The sequence below is a fragment of the Variovorax sp. Root473 genome, from assembly GCF_001426505.1.
GTDB lineage: Bacteria > Pseudomonadota > Gammaproteobacteria > Burkholderiales > Burkholderiaceae_C > Variovorax.
Map to the genome: position 1 here is coordinate 1,761,976 of NZ_LMEV01000017.1, position 16,996 is coordinate 1,778,971.

A 16,996-nucleotide genomic window follows, 5' to 3' on the forward strand; every position below is an offset into this window, starting at 1 on the left:
CTTGTCCTTTAGGCCTTTTTCGCCGTTTCGCGGTACACGAGCAGCGGGGGCTTGTTTTCGTCGATGGTCGATTCCTCGACCACCACCTTGTCGACATTGGTCGCGTTCGGCAATTCGAACATGGTGTCGATCAGCGACTGTTCAAGGATCGAGCGCAGGCCGCGCGCACCGGTCTTGCGGGCCAGCGCCTTGCGTGCGATCGCCTTGAGCGCCGCGGGACGGATTTCGAGGTCCACGCCCTCCATCTGCAGCAGCTTGGTGAACTGCTTCACCACCGCATTCTTGGGCTCGGTCAGGATCTGCACCAGCGCGTCTTCACTCAGTTCGGCCAGCGAGGCGACCACGGGCATGCGGCCCACCAGTTCGGGGATCAGGCCGAACTTGATCAGGTCTTCGGGCTCGACTTCGCGGAACACCTCGGTGATGCTGCGCTGGGCCTTGCTCTTCACTGCGGCGCCGAAGCCGATACCCGAGGCCTCGGTGCGGTTTTCGATGACCTTCTCCAAGCCGGCAAAGGCGCCGCCGCAGATGAACAGGATGTTGGTCGTGTCGATCTGCAGGAAGTCCTGGTTCGGGTGCTTGCGCCCGCCCTGGGGTGGCACGCTGGCCATGGTGCCTTCGATGAGCTTGAGCAGCGCCTGCTGCACGCCCTCGCCCGACACGTCGCGGGTGATCGAGGGGTTGTCGGACTTGCGCGAGATCTTGTCGATTTCGTCGATGTAGACGATGCCACGCTGGGCGCGCTCGACCTCGTAGTTGCAGCTTTGCAGCAGCTTCTGGATGATGTTTTCGACGTCTTCGCCCACGTAGCCGGCTTCGGTCAGCGTGGTCGCGTCGGCCATCACGAAGGGCACGTCGAGCATGCGCGCAAGCGTTTGCGCCAGCAGCGTCTTGCCCGAACCCGTGGGGCCGATCAAGAGGATGTTGCTCTTGCTGAGCTCGACCTCGTCGCCCTTGGTGTTCTTTTCCTTGTGGCGCAGGCGCTTGTAGTGGTTGTAGACCGCCACCGACAGCATGCGCTTGGCCGGCTCCTGGCCGATCACGTAGTTGTCGAGGTTGGTCTTGATCTCCAGCGGCGTGGGCAGGTCGCTGCGCGCGTCGCGCGCTTCCTCACCGGCTGGCAGTTCGTCGCGGATGATCTCGTTGCACAGGTCGATGCATTCGTCGCAGATGAAGACCGAAGGGCCCGCGATCAGCTTCTTGACCTCATGCTGGCTCTTGCCGCAGAACGAGCAATAAAGCGTTTTTTCGCTGGAGGTGCCTTTTTTTNGGCGTTTCCCGTGTGGAAAACGCCGTTTTTGCCTTTTGGGCGCCCGAGGCGCCGGGCGGCTTTAACCGCGCTGGGCGACGACCTGGTCGACCAGGCCGTAATCCTTGGCCTCGTCAGCGGTCAGGAAGTAGTCGCGCTCGGTGTCGGCCTTGACCTTTTCCAGCGGCTGGCCAGTGCGCTCGGCCAGGATGCGGTTCATCTGGTCCTTGGTGCGCAGGATGTCGCGCGCATGGATCTCGATGTCGGTGGCCTGGCCGCGAGCGCCGCCGAGCACCTGGTGAATCATGATCTTCGAATTGGGCAGCGAGAACCGCTTGCCCTTCTCGCCGGCCGCCAGCAGGAAGGCGCCCATGCTGGCCGCGAAGCCCAGGCACATGGTCGACACCGACGGCTTGATGAACTGCATGGTGTCGTAGATCGCCATGCCGGCGCTCACGCTGCCGCCCGGGGAGTTGATGTAGAACGAAATGTCCTTGTCCGGGTTCTCGCTCTCGAGGAACAGCAGCTGGGCCACCACGAGGTTGGCGGTCTGGTCGTTGACCTCGCCCACCAGGAAGATGATGCGTTCCTTGAGGAGACGCGAGTAGATGTCATACGACCGCTCGCCGCGGCCCGACTGCTCGACGACCATCGGGATCATGCCGAGGGCCTGGGTTTCCTGTGCGCTCATGAATTTGCTCTCCGGAAAATGGATTCGTTCGCTCTGATTGAACTGTACGCCTGAGTGAAATGGGGCTCGTGCCGCAAAGCACAAGCCCCATCGGCGTTGCTGCATGCAGCGACGGAAACCAGCTTACTGCTGCTGCGCCATCAGTTCGTCGAACGACACCGACTTTTCGTTGACCTTGGCCTTGGCCAGCACGAAGTCGGTCACGTTGTTCTCGATGACCACGGCTTCGACTTCCGCCAGGCGGTTGTTGTCGCTGAAGTACCAACGCACGACGTCTTGCGGCTTCTCGTAGCTGGCGGCGAGCTCGTCGATGTGGGCCTTGATCTGCTCGGGCTTGGCCTGCAGTTCGTTGGCACGCACCAGCTCGGCGACCACCAGGCCCAGGCGCACGCGGCGCTCGGCTTGCGGGCGGAACACTTCCTCGGGAATCGGGGCCTTGTCGGCGTCCTTGATGCCGCGCTGCTTGAGCTCGGCGCGGGCGCCTTCGATCATGCGGGCGACTTCCGACTGCACGCTGGCGTTGGGCAGGTCGAGTTCGGCGTTGGCCACCAGGGCGTCCATCACGGCGTTCTTGTTGCGGGCCAGCAGGCGGAACTTCACTTCGCGCTCGAGGTTGCGCTTGATGTCGGCGCGCAGGCCTTCCACGGTGGCTTCGGCGATGCCGAGCGACTTGGCGAGCTGTTCGTTGACTTCGGGCAGGTGCGAGGCTTCGATCTTCTTCACGGTGACCATGAAGTCGGCTTGCTTGCCGGCCACGTCCTTGCCGTGGTAGTCGGCGGGGAACGACAGCGGGAAGGTGCGGCTGTCACCGGACTTCATGCCGCGCACGGCGTCTTCGAATTCCTTGAGCATCTGGCCTTCGCCGACCACGAACTGGAAGTCTTCGGCCTTGCCGCCCTGGAAGGGCTCGCCGTCGATCTTGCCTTCGAAGTCGACCGTTACGCGGTCGTTGTCTTCGGCCACGGCGTCCTGGGCGCGCTGGGCGAAGGTGCGGCGTTGCTTGCGCAGGATGTCCAGCGTCTTGTCGATGGCTTCGTCGCCGACTTCGGCCGACAGCTTCTCGACTTCAGCGCCCGACAGGTCGTTGATCTTGACTTCGGGGAACACTTCGAAGACCGCGTCGAAGGCGAGCTGGCCCTCGGGCGACTCTTCCTTCTCGGTGATGCGGGGCTGGCCGGCAACACGCAGCTTGGCTTCGTTCGCCGCTTGCGAGAAGGCCTCGCCGACCTTGTCGTTCATGACTTCGTAGTGCACCGAGTAGCCGTAGCGCTGGGCCACGACGTTCATCGGCACCTTGCCGGGACGGAAGCCGTCCATCTTGACGGTGCGCGCGAGCTTCTTGAGGCGCGAATCGACTTCGGACTGGATGGTGCCGACCGGCAGGGTCAGCGTGATCTTGCGTTCGAGCTTCTCGAGAGTTTCAACGTTCACGGTCATGGTGTCTTCCTTGTGAGGGGTGTGGCTGGTGCGCGGGGCCGGACTCGAACCGGCACGTTCTTGCGAACGTCAGGACCTAAACCTGGTGCGTCTACCAATTTCGCCACCCGCGCGATGCCAAATTTCAGGTGAATGCAAAGGCGGACGGCCTCGGCGCTGCGGAAAACCGCTGGCCCAAGACCGTCCGCCTGAAATCGGTCAACCGCGCATTTTAAACGCAAGAATGAGGGCCTTCCGGCTTCGCCCTTTCGGGGATTTCACCCACTCTTGCACAAGCGCAGCGGACTGCGCTGAAACGGTCGCTTTTTCAGGCGACCTGCGGCTCCCGCTTGATGCGGAAGGCCGCCGCATACATCGCCGGCAGCGCCAGCAAGGTCAGCACGGTGGCAACGATCAGCCCGCCCATGATGGCCACGGCCATTGGCCCCCAGAACACGCTGCGCGACAGCGGAATCATCGCCAGCACCGCCGCGGCGGCGGTCAGCACGATGGGGCGAAGGCGCCTCACGGCCGACTCGACGATCGCGTCCCAGGCCGGGACGCCGGCGGCGCGGTCGAGCTCGATCTGGTCGATCAGGATCACGGCGTTGCGCTGGATCATGCCCATCAGCGCGATCACGCCGAGCAGCGCCACGAAGCCGAAAGGCCGGTTCAGCAGCAGCAGCGCCGCCGCCACGCCGGCGATGCCCATCGGGCCGGTGATGAACACCAGCAGCGAGCGGCTGAAGCTGTGCAGCTGCAGCATCAGGAGCGTGAACACCAGGAACAGCATGATCGGCACGCCCGCCACGATGGAGGCCGATCCCTTGCTGCTTTCCTCGACCGCGCCCGCCACCTCGATGCGGTAGCCGCCCTGCCCGGCCGCATGCCAGCCGGCTTCGAGTTGACGCAGCTTCGGCAGCAGCTGCTCGGTCACGGTGGCGCCCTGCAGGCCTTCCACCACGTCACCCTGCACGGTGATCGCGTAGTCGCGGTTCTCGCGCCACATCACGCCGGGCTCCCAGGTGAACACCGGACGGGCGATCTGCGTGAGCGGAATCGAACGGCCGGTGCTGGTCGGGATGTAGGCATTGCCGATGTCCGAAATCGCCTCGCGCTCATCGGCCGACTGGCGCAGCACGATGTCGATCAGCAGGTCGTTCTCGCGGTACTGGCCCACCGTGGTGCCGCTGAACATGGTGCGCGAGGCCTGGGCGATGGCCTGGCTCGTCACGCCGAGCGCGCGCGCCTTGGCCTGATCGATCTCGAGGCGGATCACCTTCACCGACTCGTTCCAGTTGTCGTTCACGCCGATGAGGTTCGTGTTCTCGCGCAGCACGGCCTTCACCTCGTCGGCGCGCTCACGCAGCTGGCCGGGCTCGGTGCCGACGACGCGGAACTGCACCGGATACGGCACCGGCGGGCCGTTGGGCAGCAGCTTGACGCGGCCGCGCACCTCGGGAAATTCTTCGGCAAGCACCGCGGGCAGGCGCAGTCGCAGACGCTCGCGCACCTTCAGGTCCTGGGCCAGCACGATGAGCTGCGACACGTTGGTCTGCGGGAACACCTGGTCCAGCGGCAGGTAGAAGCGCGGCACGCCGGAACCGATCCAGGTGCTGACGGTCTTCACGCCCTCTTCCTTCATCATGCGCTGCTCGACGCGCTTGGCCACCTCTTCGTTCGCGGCGAACGAGGTTCCCTCGGGGAACCAGAGGTCCACCATGATCTCCGGCCGGCTCGAATCGGGGAAGAACTGCTGCTGCACCTTGCCCATGCCGACGATGCCCAGCGCAAAGATCAGCACGGTGGCGCCAATGGTCAGCCAGCGGTGCTGCACGCACCAGTTCACCGCCCGGCGGAAGCGGTTGTAAAACGGCGTGTCGAACAGCTCGTGCGGCGGCGCGTCGGGGTCGTGCGGCTTCACCTTGAGCAGCAAGGTGCCCAGGTACGGCACGAAGTACACCGACACGATCCACGACAGCACCAGCGCAATCACCGTGACCGCGAAGATCGCGAAGGTGTATTCGCCCGTCACCGACTTGGCGATGCCGATCGGCAGGAAGCCCGCCGCCGTGATGAGCGTGCCCGTGAGCATCGGCTTGGCTGTCACGTCGTAGGCGAAAGTGGCGGCGCGGACCTTGTCGTAGCCCTCCTCCATCTTCCGCACCATCATCTCGACCGCGATGATCGCGTCGTCCACCAGCAGGCCGAGCGCAATGATCAGCGACCCCAGCGATATCTTGTGCAGCCCGATGCCGAAGTAGTTCATGGCCAGGAAGGTCACGGCCAGCACCAGCGGAATGGTGATCGCGACCACCAGCCCCGGGCGCATGTCGATGTACCAGCCGAAGCGCCCGCCCTTGTGCAGGCCCAGCGCGATGATGCTCACGGCCAGCACGATGGCCACGGCCTCGATGAGCACGCCGACGAACTCGTTGACCGAACTGGCCACCGACACCGGCTGGTCCTGCACCTGCGCCAGCTTCACGCCGGCCGGCAGGCGCTGGTCGATGGTGGCGGTGGTCGCCTTCAGCGCCTTGCCCAGCGCGATGATGTCGCCGCCCTTGGCCATCGACACGCCGAGCGCGATCACTTCCTTGCCCTGGTGGTGCACCTTGACGGCCGGCGGATCGACATAACCGCGGCGGATCTCGGCGATGTCGCCGAGCTTGATCTGGTTGCCCGAACTGCCGCGGATCGGCATGTCGCGCAGCTGTTCGACGCTGGTGAACTGACCGCCCACGCGCACCTGCACCACGTCGAGCGGCGACTGGATCGTGCCGGCGCTCTCGACTGCGTTCTGCGAGCCGAGCTGCTGCAGCACCGCATTGAAGTCGAGCCCCAGCTGGGCCAGGCGCTTCTGCGAGATCTCGATGAAGACCTTTTCGTCCTGCACGCCGAACTGGTCGACCTTGGCCACGTCCTTCACGCGCAGCAGCTGCTGGCGCACGTCGTCGGCCAGCGTCTTGAGTTCGGCATAGCTGAAGCCTTCGCTTTCCAGCGCGTAGATCACGCCGTAGACGTCGCCGAAATCGTCATTGAAGAACGGCCCCTGCACGCCTGCGGGCAAGGTGGCGCGCATGTCGCCGATCTTCTTGCGCACCGTGTACCAGACGTTGGCGACCTCGGTGGACTTCGACGAATCCTTGATCTGGAAAATGATCTGCGACTCGCCGGGCTTCGAGTAGCTGCGGATCTTGTCGGCGTACGGCGCCTCCTGCAGCGTGCGCTCCAGCCTGTCGGTGACCTGCTCGGCCACCTGCTGCGCGGTCGCGCCCGGCCAGTAGGTGCGCACGACCATCGCACGGAAGGTGAACGGCGGGTCTTCGTCCTGGCCGAGCTGGAAGTACGCGAACGCGCCCAGCACCATCAGTACCACCATCAGGTAGCGCGTGAGCGGCGCGTGGTCCAGCGCCCATCTGGAGAGATTGAAGCCGGCGGGTTTGTGCCCTGGCGTTTCAGGGCGCGCGGGAGTTGCGGGGCCTTCCGTCATTTGGCGGCACCCGTTGCGATCTCCTTCTTCGTCGCGGCCACGGCCTCGACGGCCTGCTGCCGCGCCTTCGCCTGTTGCTGGCCGTTGGCGGCAGCCGCCATGGCCTCCTTCGACTGGTAGACCGTGACCTTCTGCCCGGGCGACAGCACGTGCACGCCCGCGGCCACGACCATCATGCCGGGCGCCAGGCCCGAGCCGATCACGGCTTCATTGCCGTCGGCCGTGACCACCTGCACCGGCTGCGAGCGCACGGTCATGCTGTCTTTCTCGAGCACCCAGACTGCCGAGCCCTTGCCTTCCTTGCGCAGCGCGCTGGTCGGCAGCTTGATCACCGCGACGTCGGTGCGGGCCAGGGCCTGCGGCCTGGCGTAGACGGTGGCGCCCAGCGCCGGCGAGGTCGCGGCATCGATCGACACCTTGACCGAGTAGGTGCGCGTGACCGCGTCGGCACTGGCCGCCACCTCGCGCACCTGGCCCTGCAGCACCTCGCCGCCGGACCAGCCGCGCACCGCGACCGGCGAACCGGGCTTGATCAGCGAGGCGCGGTCTTCAGGCACCGCGAACACCACGTCGCGCGCGCCGTCCTGGGCGATGCGCACGACCGGCGTGCCGGCCTGCACCACCTGGCCCGGCTCGGCCTCGATGGCCGTGATGACACCCGCCACGTCGGCCAAGAGCGTCGTGTAGCTGGCCTGGTTGCCTTGCGAGGCCAGTTGCGCCTGCGCCTGTTCAAGCTGCGCCTGCGCGGCCTTCCAGGTGGTTTCGCGGCGTTCCAGTTCCGCGCCGCTGATGAAGTTCTGCGATCGCAGCTCGGTGTAGCGCTTGAGGTCGGCCGCCGCGAGATCGCGGTTGGTCAATGCGGCAGCCTGCTGGGCGCGGGCGGCCTCGGCGGCCAGGCGGTAGTCCTGCGGATCGAGCTGGGCCAGCACCTGGCCGGCCTGCACGTGCTGGCCGAGTTCGGCCTGGCGGCGGATGATCTTGCCCGCCACCCGGAAGCCCAGGCGCGATTCGACCCGGGCCCGCACCTCGGCCGAGAACTCGGGCTGGGCGTCGTAGTCGCTGGTACCGACGGTCACGAACTTGACCGCCCTCACGGGCTCCTGGGCAGGCGGTTTCGGCGAACAGCCGGCTATGAAGATGGCGGGAAGCAGCAGCCAGGCGGCGCTGCGGGCACGGAATGAGGCGACGGAGGCGGTCATGAGACACCCAAGAAGAGAGGAACCGGGCCATTAATGACCCACCGGTTAGTAATCTAGGGTAAACGTTAAACAGTGTCAATGACCCGCGGGTCAGTTGAACAGATGCTGCCAGGCCCTGCGTCCGCAGCCCAAAAGCGGCCGTCATTGCTTTCATCGTCATGGGCGAAAGAGAAATGGAAAGCGGCGATGCCGCCGGCATCGAACGTGAACATGACGTCGCGGACAATCGTGGCGTGTCCGCCACTCCCCCCCACGCCGCTGCGCCGGCCCATTACGAGAACTTCCCCGTGGCCTCGTGGCTGTGCCCACCGCACCTGCGCCCGCCGATCGCCGCGATCTACCACTTCGCGCGCACCGCCGACGACATCGCCGATGAAGGCGACGCCTCGCCCGATGCACGCCTGGCCGAGCTGCGCGCCTACCGCGAGGAACTGGCCGCCGCCGCACGCGGCCAAGCGCTGCCCGGCTCGCGCTGGCCCCATGTGTTCGGACCGCTGGCCGGGGCCATCGCCCAGTACCGCCTGCCCGAAGACCTGCTCGCCGACCTGCTCAGCGCCTTCATGCAGGACATCGAGAAGACCCGCGACCGAGGCACCTATGCCGACCGCGCCGAGCTGCTCGACTACTGCCGCCGCTCCGCCAACCCGGTCGGCCGGCTGCTGCTGCACCTGTACGGCGTGACCGACGCGCAGGCACTGGCCCAGAGCGACGCCATCTGCAGCGCGCTGCAGCTCATCAACTTCTGGCAGGACCCGAGCGTCGACCTGCCGCGCGGGCGCTTCTACTTTCCGCGCACCGATTGCGATCGGCGCGGCCTGACGCCGGAGCATTTCAAGGTCTTCGAGCCGATGTCGCCGGCACCGCCGCCGCAGGAAGCGATCAACCTGATCGCGGTGGTGGCCTTCTGGGCGCGCGAGCTCATGACCGAGGGCGCCCCGCTCGTGCACCGCCTGCCGGGCCGCGTGGGCTGGGAGCTGCGCCTGGTCGTGCAGGGCGGCCTGCGCATCCTGGACAAGATCGAGGACCTGGGCTTCGACACCTTCACGCAGCGCCCCACCGTCGGCAAGGCCGATGCGCCCCTGCTGCTCTGGAAAGCATGGCGGATGCGGAGACAATCACGGCCCATGAAAGCAGCGCCTCCCCGATGAATCCCGAGCAATACGTGCAAGACAAGGCCGCCGCTTCGGGCAGCAGTTTCTATTACGCCTTCCTGTTCCTGCCCAAGCCTCGGCGCGCCGCGATCACGGCGTTCTATGCCTTCTGCCGCGAGGTCGACGACGTGGTCGACGAGGTCTCCGACCCCGGCGTGGCCGCCACCAAGCTCGCGTGGTGGCGCACCGAGGTGGCCCAGTCGTTTGCCGGCACGCCGCGCCATCCGGTCATGCAGGCGCTCATGCCGCACGCCGCGGCGTACGGCATCGAGGCGCGCCAGCTGAACGAGGTGATCGACGGCTGCCAGATGGACCTGGACCAGACCCGGTACCTCGACTTTCCCGGCCTCGCGCGCTACTGCCAGCTGGTGGCCGGCGTGGTCGGCGAAGTCGCGGCGCGCATCTTCGGCCAGACCGATCCGCAGACCACCGCCTACGCCCACAAGCTCGGCCTGGCGCTGCAGCTGACCAACATCCTGCGCGACGTCGGCGAAGACGCGCTGCGCGGCCGCATCTACCTGCCGGTCAACGAGTTGCAGCAGTTCGACGTGAAGGCGCACGAGATCCTGAACCGCGTGCACTCCGATCGCTTTGTCGCGCTCATGAAGTTCCAGGCCCAGCGCGCCCATGCCGCCTATGACGAGGCCCTGGCCCTGCTCCCGCTGGCCGACCGCCGCACGCAGAAGCCCGGCCTGATGATGGCCAGCATCTACCGCACGCTGCTGCGCGAGATCGAGCGCGACGACTTCCAGGTGCTCAACCAGCGCATCAGCCTGACGCCGGTGCGCAAGCTGTGGCTGGCCTGGAAGGTCCAGGCGCTCGGGCGGATATGACGCCCCACCCTTCGCGCCCATGAGGCTCGCCGTCATCGGCGCCGGCTGGGCCGGCCTCGCCTGCGCCGTCGAGGCCACGCACCTCGGCCACGCCGTCACCCTGTTCGAAGCCGCGCCGATGGCCGGCGGGCGCGCGCGTCGCGTCGATCACATGCACGGCATGGCGCTGGACAACGGGCAGCACATCCTGATCGGCGCCTACACCGCCACGCTGGCGCTCATGCGCGACGTGGGCGTGGATGTCGAAACCGCCCTTCAGCGCCTGCCGCTCTCGCTGCGCTTTGCCGATGGCGGCGGGCTGCAACTGCCTGCGGGCAAGCCGCCGCCGCTGGATCTGCTGATCGGCATCTTCACGGCGCGCGGCTGGACCTGGCGCGACAAGGCTGCGCTGCTTGCCACCGCCGTGCGCTGGCGCCTCGCGGGCTTTCGCTGCGCCCCCGGCACGAGCGTCGCCACGCTGTGCACCGGCCTCACGCCGCGCGTCATGCAGGAGCTGATCGAGCCGCTGTGCGTCTCGGCGCTCAACACGCCCGTGTCGCAATCCAGCGGCCAGGTGTTCCTGCGCGTGCTGCACGACGCGCTGTTCAGCGGGCGCGGCGGAGCCGACCTGCTGCTGCCGCGCGTCGACCTTGGCGTTTTGCTGCCCGATGCCGCGCTGGCCTGGCTCGCGCGGCACGGCGCCACCACGCGCATCGGCCACCGCGTGCGCGCCATCGCACCTGAAGGCGACCGGTGGCGCGTCGACGACGAACGCTTCGACCAGGCCGTGCTCGCCGGCGCGCCCTGGGACGCGGCTCGGCTCGCGCGCGCCACCGGCCTTCCCGNCGCTTCGAGGCGATTGCCACGGTCTACGTGCGCGGCGCGGCGCCGCTCGCCGAGCCGATGCTCGCGCTGCGCAGCCAGCCGGGCAGTGCGCCGGCCCAGTTCGTGTTCGACCGCGGCCAGCTCGGCGGACCAGAAGGCGTGCTCGCCTTCGTCGTGAGCGCCAACGAAACGCCGCGCGAGACGCTCGAGAAACAGGTGCTCGCCCAGGCCGGCACGCAGCTCGGCCAGCCGGGGCTCACCCCGATCCAGACCGTGGTCGAGAAGCGCGCCACCTTCGCCTGCACGCCCGGCCTGGCACGCCCGCCGGCCGCCATCGCGCCGGGGCTGCAGGCCTGCGGCGACTACACCGAAGGCCCCTATCCCGCCACGCTCGAAGGTGCCGTCCTCAACGGACTGGCCGTCGCGCGCTCGCTGGCCACACCGTGACCTCATGACCACGACCCTGCGCTACCTCGATTTCGACTACAGCGAAGACACCGAAGACCACGGCACCTTCGACGCCATGGCCTCGACGCCGCCCGAGCGCACGCCCGAGGTGGAAGCCGAGATCGCGCTGGTGCTGGCGTGGGCCGAAGCCACCTTTCCCGGTGCGCGCGGCGCGCTCGACGAAGGCGCGATGTGGGACTGCGACGTGCAGCACGCGCGGGAAGACAACCCGCGCCTGGACACCCTCACGCTTTCGCTCAGCGGCACCGCCGACTTCTGCGCGGCGCTGCGCGAGCGCTTCGGGCTCGACTGAAAAGCGACGGCCGACTCAGGCCGTCTTGTTGCGCAGGCGCAGCAGGCTCAGGCCCAGCAACACGAAGGCGCCGCCCGACACGCGGTTGAAGAGTTGCGCGCGCTTCGGGTTCGCGAACTGCTTCTTCAGCAGGCGCGCCAGCAGCACGTACGAGCCATGCGCCAGCACCGACGCGAGAGCGAACGTCGTCGTGAGCACGGCGAACTGCGTGAGGATCGGCGCGTCGTGCGTGAGGAACTGCGGGAACAGCGCCGAGAAGAACAGGATGCCCTTCGGGTTGGTCAGCGCCACCGTCACACCATGTCCGAACAACCGGCGCGCGGAACGCGAAGGCGACGGCGCACCCGAAGACTGCAGCGCGGCGAACACGCTCGTGCGGCTGCGCCACTGCCGGATGCCCAGGTACACGAGGTAACCCGCGCCCGCTCCCTTCAACACCATGAAGGCCGTGGCGGAGGTGCTGAGCACCACGCCCAGCCCGCCCATCGCGGCGGCCGACACCAGGAACAGGCCGCAGGCATTGCCCAATGAACTGATCATGGCGCGGCGCGGGCCGACGGCAATGGCGTTCGAGACCGCGAGCAGCACGGCCGGGCCGGGCGTGAAGACCACGACAAGTGTCACGCCGCAAAAGAGGAGCCAGGTGGAAAGATGCATGAGAGGAAATTCGCGCGGGCGCGATGAAGAAAGCAGCCAAAGGAAGCGGCCGCAAAACTATAGTCCGGGCAGCCACGCGCCGCTGAGGCCGTGCCGATAGTCCCTAGACCCCCGTCACCCATGATCACCTGCTACCTGCGCTACATCGTCGACCCGTTCAAGCTCAAGGAATTCGAGCACTACGGCAAGCTCTGGATTCCGCTGGTGGAGAAGTTCGGTGGCCAGCATCACGGCTACTTCCTGCCGTCCGAAGGTGCGAACAACGTCGCGCTCGCAATGTTCAGCTTTCCGAGCCTGGCCGCGTATGAAACCTACCGCGCCGATTCGATGAACGACGCCGACTGCCAGGCCGCCTTCAAGTACGCGGAAGAAACGCGCTGCATCGTCAGCTACGAGCGCAGCTTCTTCCGGCCGATGTTCCGCTGACCTTCAGGCGCCCAGCGCAATGCACAGCGCGTGCAGGTTGGGCACGATCAGCTGCGGGCGCGCGCCGTGTTCCCACGGGCGCTCGTCGCGCACCAGCCATGCGGCCTGCATGCCGGCGTTGAGCGCGCCCACGACGTCGAGCGCGGCATCGTCGCCCACGTGCAGCACGTCTTTCGGCAGCAGGCCGACCGAGGCCGCCGCTGCGCGGAAGATCGGCGCGTGCGGCTTGCCGCTGCCGAAGGCGCGCGCATTGAAGGCGGTGCGAAACCACCGGCCCACGCCGGTCTTGTGGATGTCGGCGTTGCCGTTCGACACCGCCACCAGCGGGTAGCGCTCGCTGAGCCACTTCAGCGCCGGCAGCGCGTCGTCGTACAGCGTGACGCGCTGGCGCTCTTCAAAGAAGGCATCGAAGGCCGGATCGGCCAGCGCCGGGTCTTCGCCTGCGCGCACGAGCGCCGTGCGGATCGACTCGCGGCGCAGCGCGCTCAGGTCGTGCGCGAGATCGGAGCGCTCCTTGGCGGTGGCTTCGCGCAGTTCGCGCAGCACGCCCGGTGTGAGCAGCAGCGAGGCCGTCTTGGGCGCCTCGCGCAGCAGCCATTCGTGCAGCACGCGCTCGGCGCGTTCGATGGTCGGCCAGATCGGCCACAGCGTGTCGTCGAGGTCGAGCGTGATCGCCGAAATGCGCGAGATGTCGAGCGGCGTGGCGCCGAGGGGCGCGGGGGAAGCGGAAGCCATGCCCGAGAATATCGCATGCCTCTCACGTCCTCAGACCGCAACAACAGCCAGAACGACCGCACCGCCGTGCTCTGGTGCAACCTCGGCTCGCCCGACGCGCCCACCGCTGCGGCCGTGCGCCCTTACCTCGCGGAATTCCTGGGCGACCCACGCGTGGTCGAGATTCCCAGGGTGCTGTGGGCGCTGATCCTGCACGGCATCATCCTGCGCACGCGGCCCGCGAAGTCGGCTGCGAAGTACGCGAGCATCTGGTTGCCCGAGGGCTCGCCGCTCAAGGTCTGGACGCAGAAACAGGCCACGCTGCTGGCCGGCTGGCTCGGCGAGCGCGGCCACCGCGTGACGGTGCGCGATGCGATGCGCTACGCCAACCCGTCGATCGCTTCGCGGCTCGATGCCTTGCAGGCCGAGGGCGCCACGCGCGTGCTGGTGCTGCAGGCCTACCCGCAGTATTCGGCCACCACCACCGCCAGCGTGATCGACGCGGTCAACGCGTGGAGCCGCCACCAACGCCGCTTGCCCGAGTTCCGTTTCGTCAACCAATACCACGACGATCCTGCCTACATCGAGGCGCTGGCCCAGGGCATCGAGGCGCACTGGAAAACCGAAGGCCGCGGAGAACTGCTGGTGATGAGCTTTCACGGCATTCCCGCGCGCAACATCGCGCTCGGCGATCCCTACGAAGCGCAGTGCCTGGAGACCGCGCGACTGCTCGCCGCGCGGCTGGGCCTTGCGCCCGCGCAGTACCGCACCACCTTCCAGTCGCGCTTCGGCCGCGCCAGATGGCTCGAACCCTACACCGAGCCGACGCTGCGCGAACTCGCCGCGAGCGGCGTGAAGCACGTCGACGTGGTGTGCCCGGGGTTTCCGGCCGACTGCCTCGAAACGCTCGAAGAGATTGCAATGGAAGGCCGCGAAGCCTTCCTGCACGTAGGCGGCGAGCGCTTCAGCTACATCCCCTGCCTCAACGACAGCCCGGCGTGGATCACCGCGCTTGCGGGCATCGCCGAACGCAACCTGGCGGGTTGGCCGACGACGTCACCGCGTCCGTGAAGAAAGATCAGAACTTGCCGAGGTAATCCATCTTGCCAACGGGCACGCCCTTGTGGCGCAGCACGTCGTAGGCGGTGGTCACATGGAAGAAGAAGTTCGGCAGCGCGAACTGCAGCAGGTAGCGCTGCGCCGTGAAGTGCGCCTCGCCTTCGCGCGCCTTGATGGTCACAGGGCGTTCTTCCTGGCCGTCGATGAGCGCGCGGTCCACGGTCGCCAGGAAATCCTGCGTCTTCACGATGCGCGCCAGCAGGTCGTCCCAGGTCTTTTCCTCGTCGGGAAAGCTCGGCGCGGTAATGCCCGCGATGCGCGCCGTGCCCAGCTTCGAGGCGTCGCTCGCGCGCTGGATCTGGCCGGCCAGAGTGAGCATGTCGGGCGCCAGCCGCGCATCGACCAGCGTCGCCGGGTCGATGCCCTGCGCCTTCGCGTGCGCAAGGCCCTTGTCGAGCAAATGAGTGAGTTGGCCGAGTCCGCGGGTGAAAACCGGCACGGACAGGTCGTACATCGAGAGGGCCATGGCGAGGTGATCTTGGAGTTGAAGTCGGCCGGATTGTGATCCGGCCGCGCCTTCAACGACCGGCCGCGCGAATAAACCCTTCGATCGGGTCCAGTTGTTCCGCCACGTTGAGCGCGGGCGCGTGGCCGCAGCCCTGCACCTCGATCACCTGCAGGCGCCCTGCCGCGCCCGGCCCGCGCCGGTGCATCTCGTCGATCACTTCAGGCAGCACGAGGTCGGACTCGGCACCGCGCAGGCACAACACCGGCGCCTCGATGGCGTCGTAGTGCGGCCAGATCAGGTAGTCGTTGTCGTGCGCGCTGAACTGCTTGACCATGGCCGGGTCGTAGTGCGGCGTGACGCGGCCGTCGGCCAGGCGGCGCGTGGAGCTTTCGGTCAGGCGGCGCCACTGCGCGTCGCTGAGCCAGCCGTAGGGCTTGTAGACCGTGCGGAAGAAGGCCTCGAGCTCGGCCACCGTGGCAAAGGCCGGCGGGTCGCCGGCATAGGCACGGATGCGCTCGATGGCGGCCTGCGCGAGCTGCGGCGCGTTGTCGTTCAGCGTGAGGCTGGCGATGCGCGCCTTCATGCGCGGCTCGAACAGGCCCGAGGCGCAGACCGTGCCGATCGCGCCACCCATCGAGGTGCCCACCCAGTGCACGCGGCCCAGCCGCAGCTCGTCGCACAGCGCATTGGCCAGCCTTGCGTAGAACGCGAGCGTGTATTCGTCGTCGGGCGCAGGACTCCATTGGCTCAGGCCACGACCGAGGGTGTCGGGGCAGATCACGCGGAAACCCCGCGCGGCGAAGTGCTGCGCCAGCTCGTCCATGTCGCGGCTGGTGCGCGCCAGGCCGTGCCAGGCGATGACGACGGGGGCGTTGGCCGCGCCCCAATCGAGCCAATGGATTTCACGGCCTGCGAGTTGCGCGTAGTGCGATGTCGGCGTCATGGTGCTGTTGTTGTTGCCGTCGCTCATTTCGCTGCCCTCGCCCGCAGCTTGCCGACGATGCCGGTCGGGAAGTAGTAGACCGACAGCACGAACAGCACGCCCAGCCACAGCAGCCAGCGGTCGGGCGACAGCAGCGCCGCGAGCCAAGGCAGGCCGCTGGCGGCCTCGTTGCCCAGGCGCAGCAGGTCCTGCAGGTAGCTCTGCGCCACCACGAACAACACCGCGCCGATGGCCGCGCCGTAGATCGTGCCCATGCCGCCGATCACGACGATGAGCAGCACGTCGATCATGATCTCGAAGCTCAGCGAGGTGTCGGGGCCGTTGTAGCGCAGCCAGATGGCCAGCATCGCGCCGGCCAGCGTGGCGAACAGCGCCGATAGCACGGCGGCCGTGGTGCGGTACACCACCACGCGGTAGCCGATCGCCTCGGCGCGGAACTCGTTCTCGCGGATCGCCTGCAGCACGCGGCCGAAGGGCGAGTTCACGATGCGCAGCATTGCCAGCACGAGCACCACCGCCGCCACGAAGAGCAGGTAGTAGCACAGCAGGCGCCCGTCGAGCGAGACACCGAGGAACGGCTCTTCGGCGAACTCGAAGCTCGGCGAGATCAGCTCGGGCAGCTTGAAGGTCAGGCCGTCCTCGCCGCCCGTGAAGTCCGACAGCTGCGAGGCCAGCGTCTGGAACGCCGAGGCCACGGCCAGCGTGATCATCGCGAAGAAGATCGCGCGCACCCGCAGCGAGAACAAACCGATGGCCAGCGAAAGCATGAGCGAGATGGCCAGCGAAGCGCCCAGCCCGACCAGCACCGCGCCCCAGTTCGGCCCGAGCCGCGACGCAGAGATGGCAATGCCGTAGGCCCCGATGCCGAAGAACATCGTGTGCGCGAAGCTCACGATGCCGGTGTAACCCAACAGCAAGTCGAAGCTGGCCACGAGCACCACGAACACCAGGATCTTGGCCGCGACGCTGAGCGCCTTGACGCCGGGAAACAGGAACGGCGCGAACGCCAGCGCCAGGAACAGCGCCACCAGCAGCAGCGCCAGCAGGCGGCTCTTCGGCATGTCGTTGGAGAGAAGTCGTTTCAGGAACATGA

Annotated in this window: 15 protein-coding genes, 1 tRNA gene and 2 pseudogenes; 7 read left to right on the forward strand and 11 right to left on the reverse strand. The window is 67.3% G+C overall.

Annotated features, from left to right (window positions below; genetic code table 11):
* Positions 1 to 8 precede the first annotated feature (8 nt).
* The 6 genes from clpX to ASD34_RS21665 form a co-directional block, all read right to left on the reverse strand.
* A partial coding sequence (clpX, locus tag ASD34_RS21640; protein WP_157609750.1) for an ATP-dependent Clp protease ATP-binding subunit ClpX occupies positions 9 to 1,269 on the reverse strand: 1,261 nt, incomplete at its 5' end.
* Between the two features lie 62 nt (positions 1,270 to 1,331).
* On the reverse strand, positions 1,332 to 1,940 hold the full coding sequence (gene clpP, locus ASD34_RS21645) for an ATP-dependent Clp endopeptidase proteolytic subunit ClpP (RefSeq protein ID WP_056581698.1): 609 nt from the start codon (positions 1,938 to 1,940) through the stop codon (positions 1,332 to 1,334).
* Between the two features lie 123 nt (positions 1,941 to 2,063).
* Complete coding sequence (gene tig, locus ASD34_RS21650) at positions 2,064 to 3,377, reverse strand: trigger factor (RefSeq protein WP_056581705.1); 1,314 nt, start codon at positions 3,375 to 3,377, stop codon at positions 2,064 to 2,066.
* Between the two features lie 26 nt (positions 3,378 to 3,403).
* A tRNA-Leu gene (locus tag ASD34_RS21655) sits at positions 3,404 to 3,490 on the reverse strand.
* Positions 3,491 to 3,684: 194 nt separating this feature from the next.
* Entirely contained in the window at positions 3,685 to 6,849 is a 3,165-nt protein-coding gene (locus ASD34_RS21660) for an efflux RND transporter permease subunit (protein WP_056581707.1), read from the reverse strand.
* A complete protein-coding gene (locus tag ASD34_RS21665; protein WP_056581710.1) occupies positions 6,846 to 8,048 on the reverse strand; it encodes an efflux RND transporter periplasmic adaptor subunit in 1,203 nt (400 codons plus the stop codon). Before ASD34_RS21665 ends, ASD34_RS21660 begins: the two co-directional genes overlap by 4 nt.
* A 233-nt stretch (positions 8,049 to 8,281) precedes the next feature.
* Between ASD34_RS21665 and hpnC the strand changes: the two genes are divergently transcribed.
* The 5 genes and pseudogenes from hpnC (at position 8,282) to ASD34_RS21685 (ending at position 11,596) form a co-directional block, all read left to right on the forward strand.
* Positions 8,282 to 9,196, forward strand: a complete 915-nt coding sequence (gene hpnC / locus ASD34_RS21670; protein ID WP_056582615.1) for a squalene synthase HpnC — start codon at positions 8,282 to 8,284, stop codon at positions 9,194 to 9,196.
* Entirely contained in the window at positions 9,193 to 10,032 is an 840-nt protein-coding gene (hpnD, locus tag ASD34_RS21675; protein WP_056581717.1) for a presqualene diphosphate synthase HpnD, read from the forward strand. The genes hpnC and hpnD overlap by 4 nt, the downstream gene beginning before the upstream one ends.
* 19 nt (positions 10,033 to 10,051) lie before the next feature.
* Positions 10,052 to 10,856, forward strand: a pseudogene (locus tag ASD34_RS28370) (FAD-dependent oxidoreductase); the annotation flags it as partial.
* 1 nt (position 10,857) lies between these two features.
* A pseudogene (locus ASD34_RS28375) lies at positions 10,858 to 11,283 on the forward strand (desaturase); the annotation flags it as partial.
* A gap of 4 nt (positions 11,284 to 11,287) precedes the next feature.
* Entirely contained in the window at positions 11,288 to 11,596 is a 309-nt protein-coding gene (locus ASD34_RS21685) for a hypothetical protein (RefSeq protein WP_056581719.1), read from the forward strand.
* A 15-nt stretch (positions 11,597 to 11,611) separates the two neighbouring features.
* On the opposite strand, the gene ASD34_RS21690 is transcribed toward ASD34_RS21685, so the two are convergent.
* On the reverse strand, positions 11,612 to 12,253 hold the full coding sequence (locus ASD34_RS21690) for a LysE family translocator (protein WP_056581722.1): 642 nt from the start codon (positions 12,251 to 12,253) through the stop codon (positions 11,612 to 11,614).
* 120 nt (positions 12,254 to 12,373) lie between these two features.
* Here ASD34_RS21690 and ASD34_RS21695 point away from each other — a divergent pair, with 120 nt between their 5' ends.
* Positions 12,374 to 12,679: an NIPSNAP family protein gene (locus ASD34_RS21695; RefSeq protein WP_056581725.1), complete on the forward strand. Its 306-nt coding sequence runs from the start codon at positions 12,374 to 12,376 to the stop codon at positions 12,677 to 12,679.
* Between the two features lie 3 nt (positions 12,680 to 12,682).
* Here the strand turns inward: ASD34_RS21695 and ASD34_RS21700 are convergent, their stop codons facing one another.
* Positions 12,683 to 13,414: an HAD family hydrolase gene (locus ASD34_RS21700; protein ID WP_056581951.1), complete on the reverse strand. Its 732-nt coding sequence runs from the start codon at positions 13,412 to 13,414 to the stop codon at positions 12,683 to 12,685.
* Positions 13,415 to 13,429: 15 nt separating this feature from the next.
* On the opposite strand from ASD34_RS21700, the gene hemH reads away from it, so the two are divergent.
* Complete coding sequence (gene hemH, locus ASD34_RS21705; protein ID WP_056581954.1) at positions 13,430 to 14,464, forward strand: ferrochelatase; 1,035 nt, start codon at positions 13,430 to 13,432, stop codon at positions 14,462 to 14,464.
* A 7-nt stretch (positions 14,465 to 14,471) separates the two neighbouring features.
* Here hemH and ASD34_RS21710 read toward each other — a convergent pair whose 3' ends face one another.
* The 3 genes from ASD34_RS21710 to ASD34_RS21720 are packed head-to-tail and all read right to left on the reverse strand — an operon-like array spanning position 14,472 to position 16,994.
* Entirely contained in the window at positions 14,472 to 14,978 is a 507-nt protein-coding gene (locus tag ASD34_RS21710; protein ID WP_056581958.1) for a DUF1993 family protein, read from the reverse strand.
* A 52-nt stretch (positions 14,979 to 15,030) separates the two neighbouring features.
* The gene (locus tag ASD34_RS21715) at positions 15,031 to 15,903 is read right to left on the reverse strand and encodes an alpha/beta fold hydrolase (protein ID WP_056582617.1); all 873 of its coding nucleotides are present in this window, start codon (positions 15,901 to 15,903) and stop codon (positions 15,031 to 15,033) included.
* A 23-nt stretch (positions 15,904 to 15,926) separates the two neighbouring features.
* Positions 15,927 to 16,994 (reverse strand): branched-chain amino acid ABC transporter permease, encoded by a 1,068-nt coding sequence (locus ASD34_RS21720; protein WP_056581961.1) that lies wholly within the window; start codon positions 16,992 to 16,994, stop codon positions 15,927 to 15,929.
* Between the last annotated feature and the right edge of the window lie 2 nt (positions 16,995 to 16,996).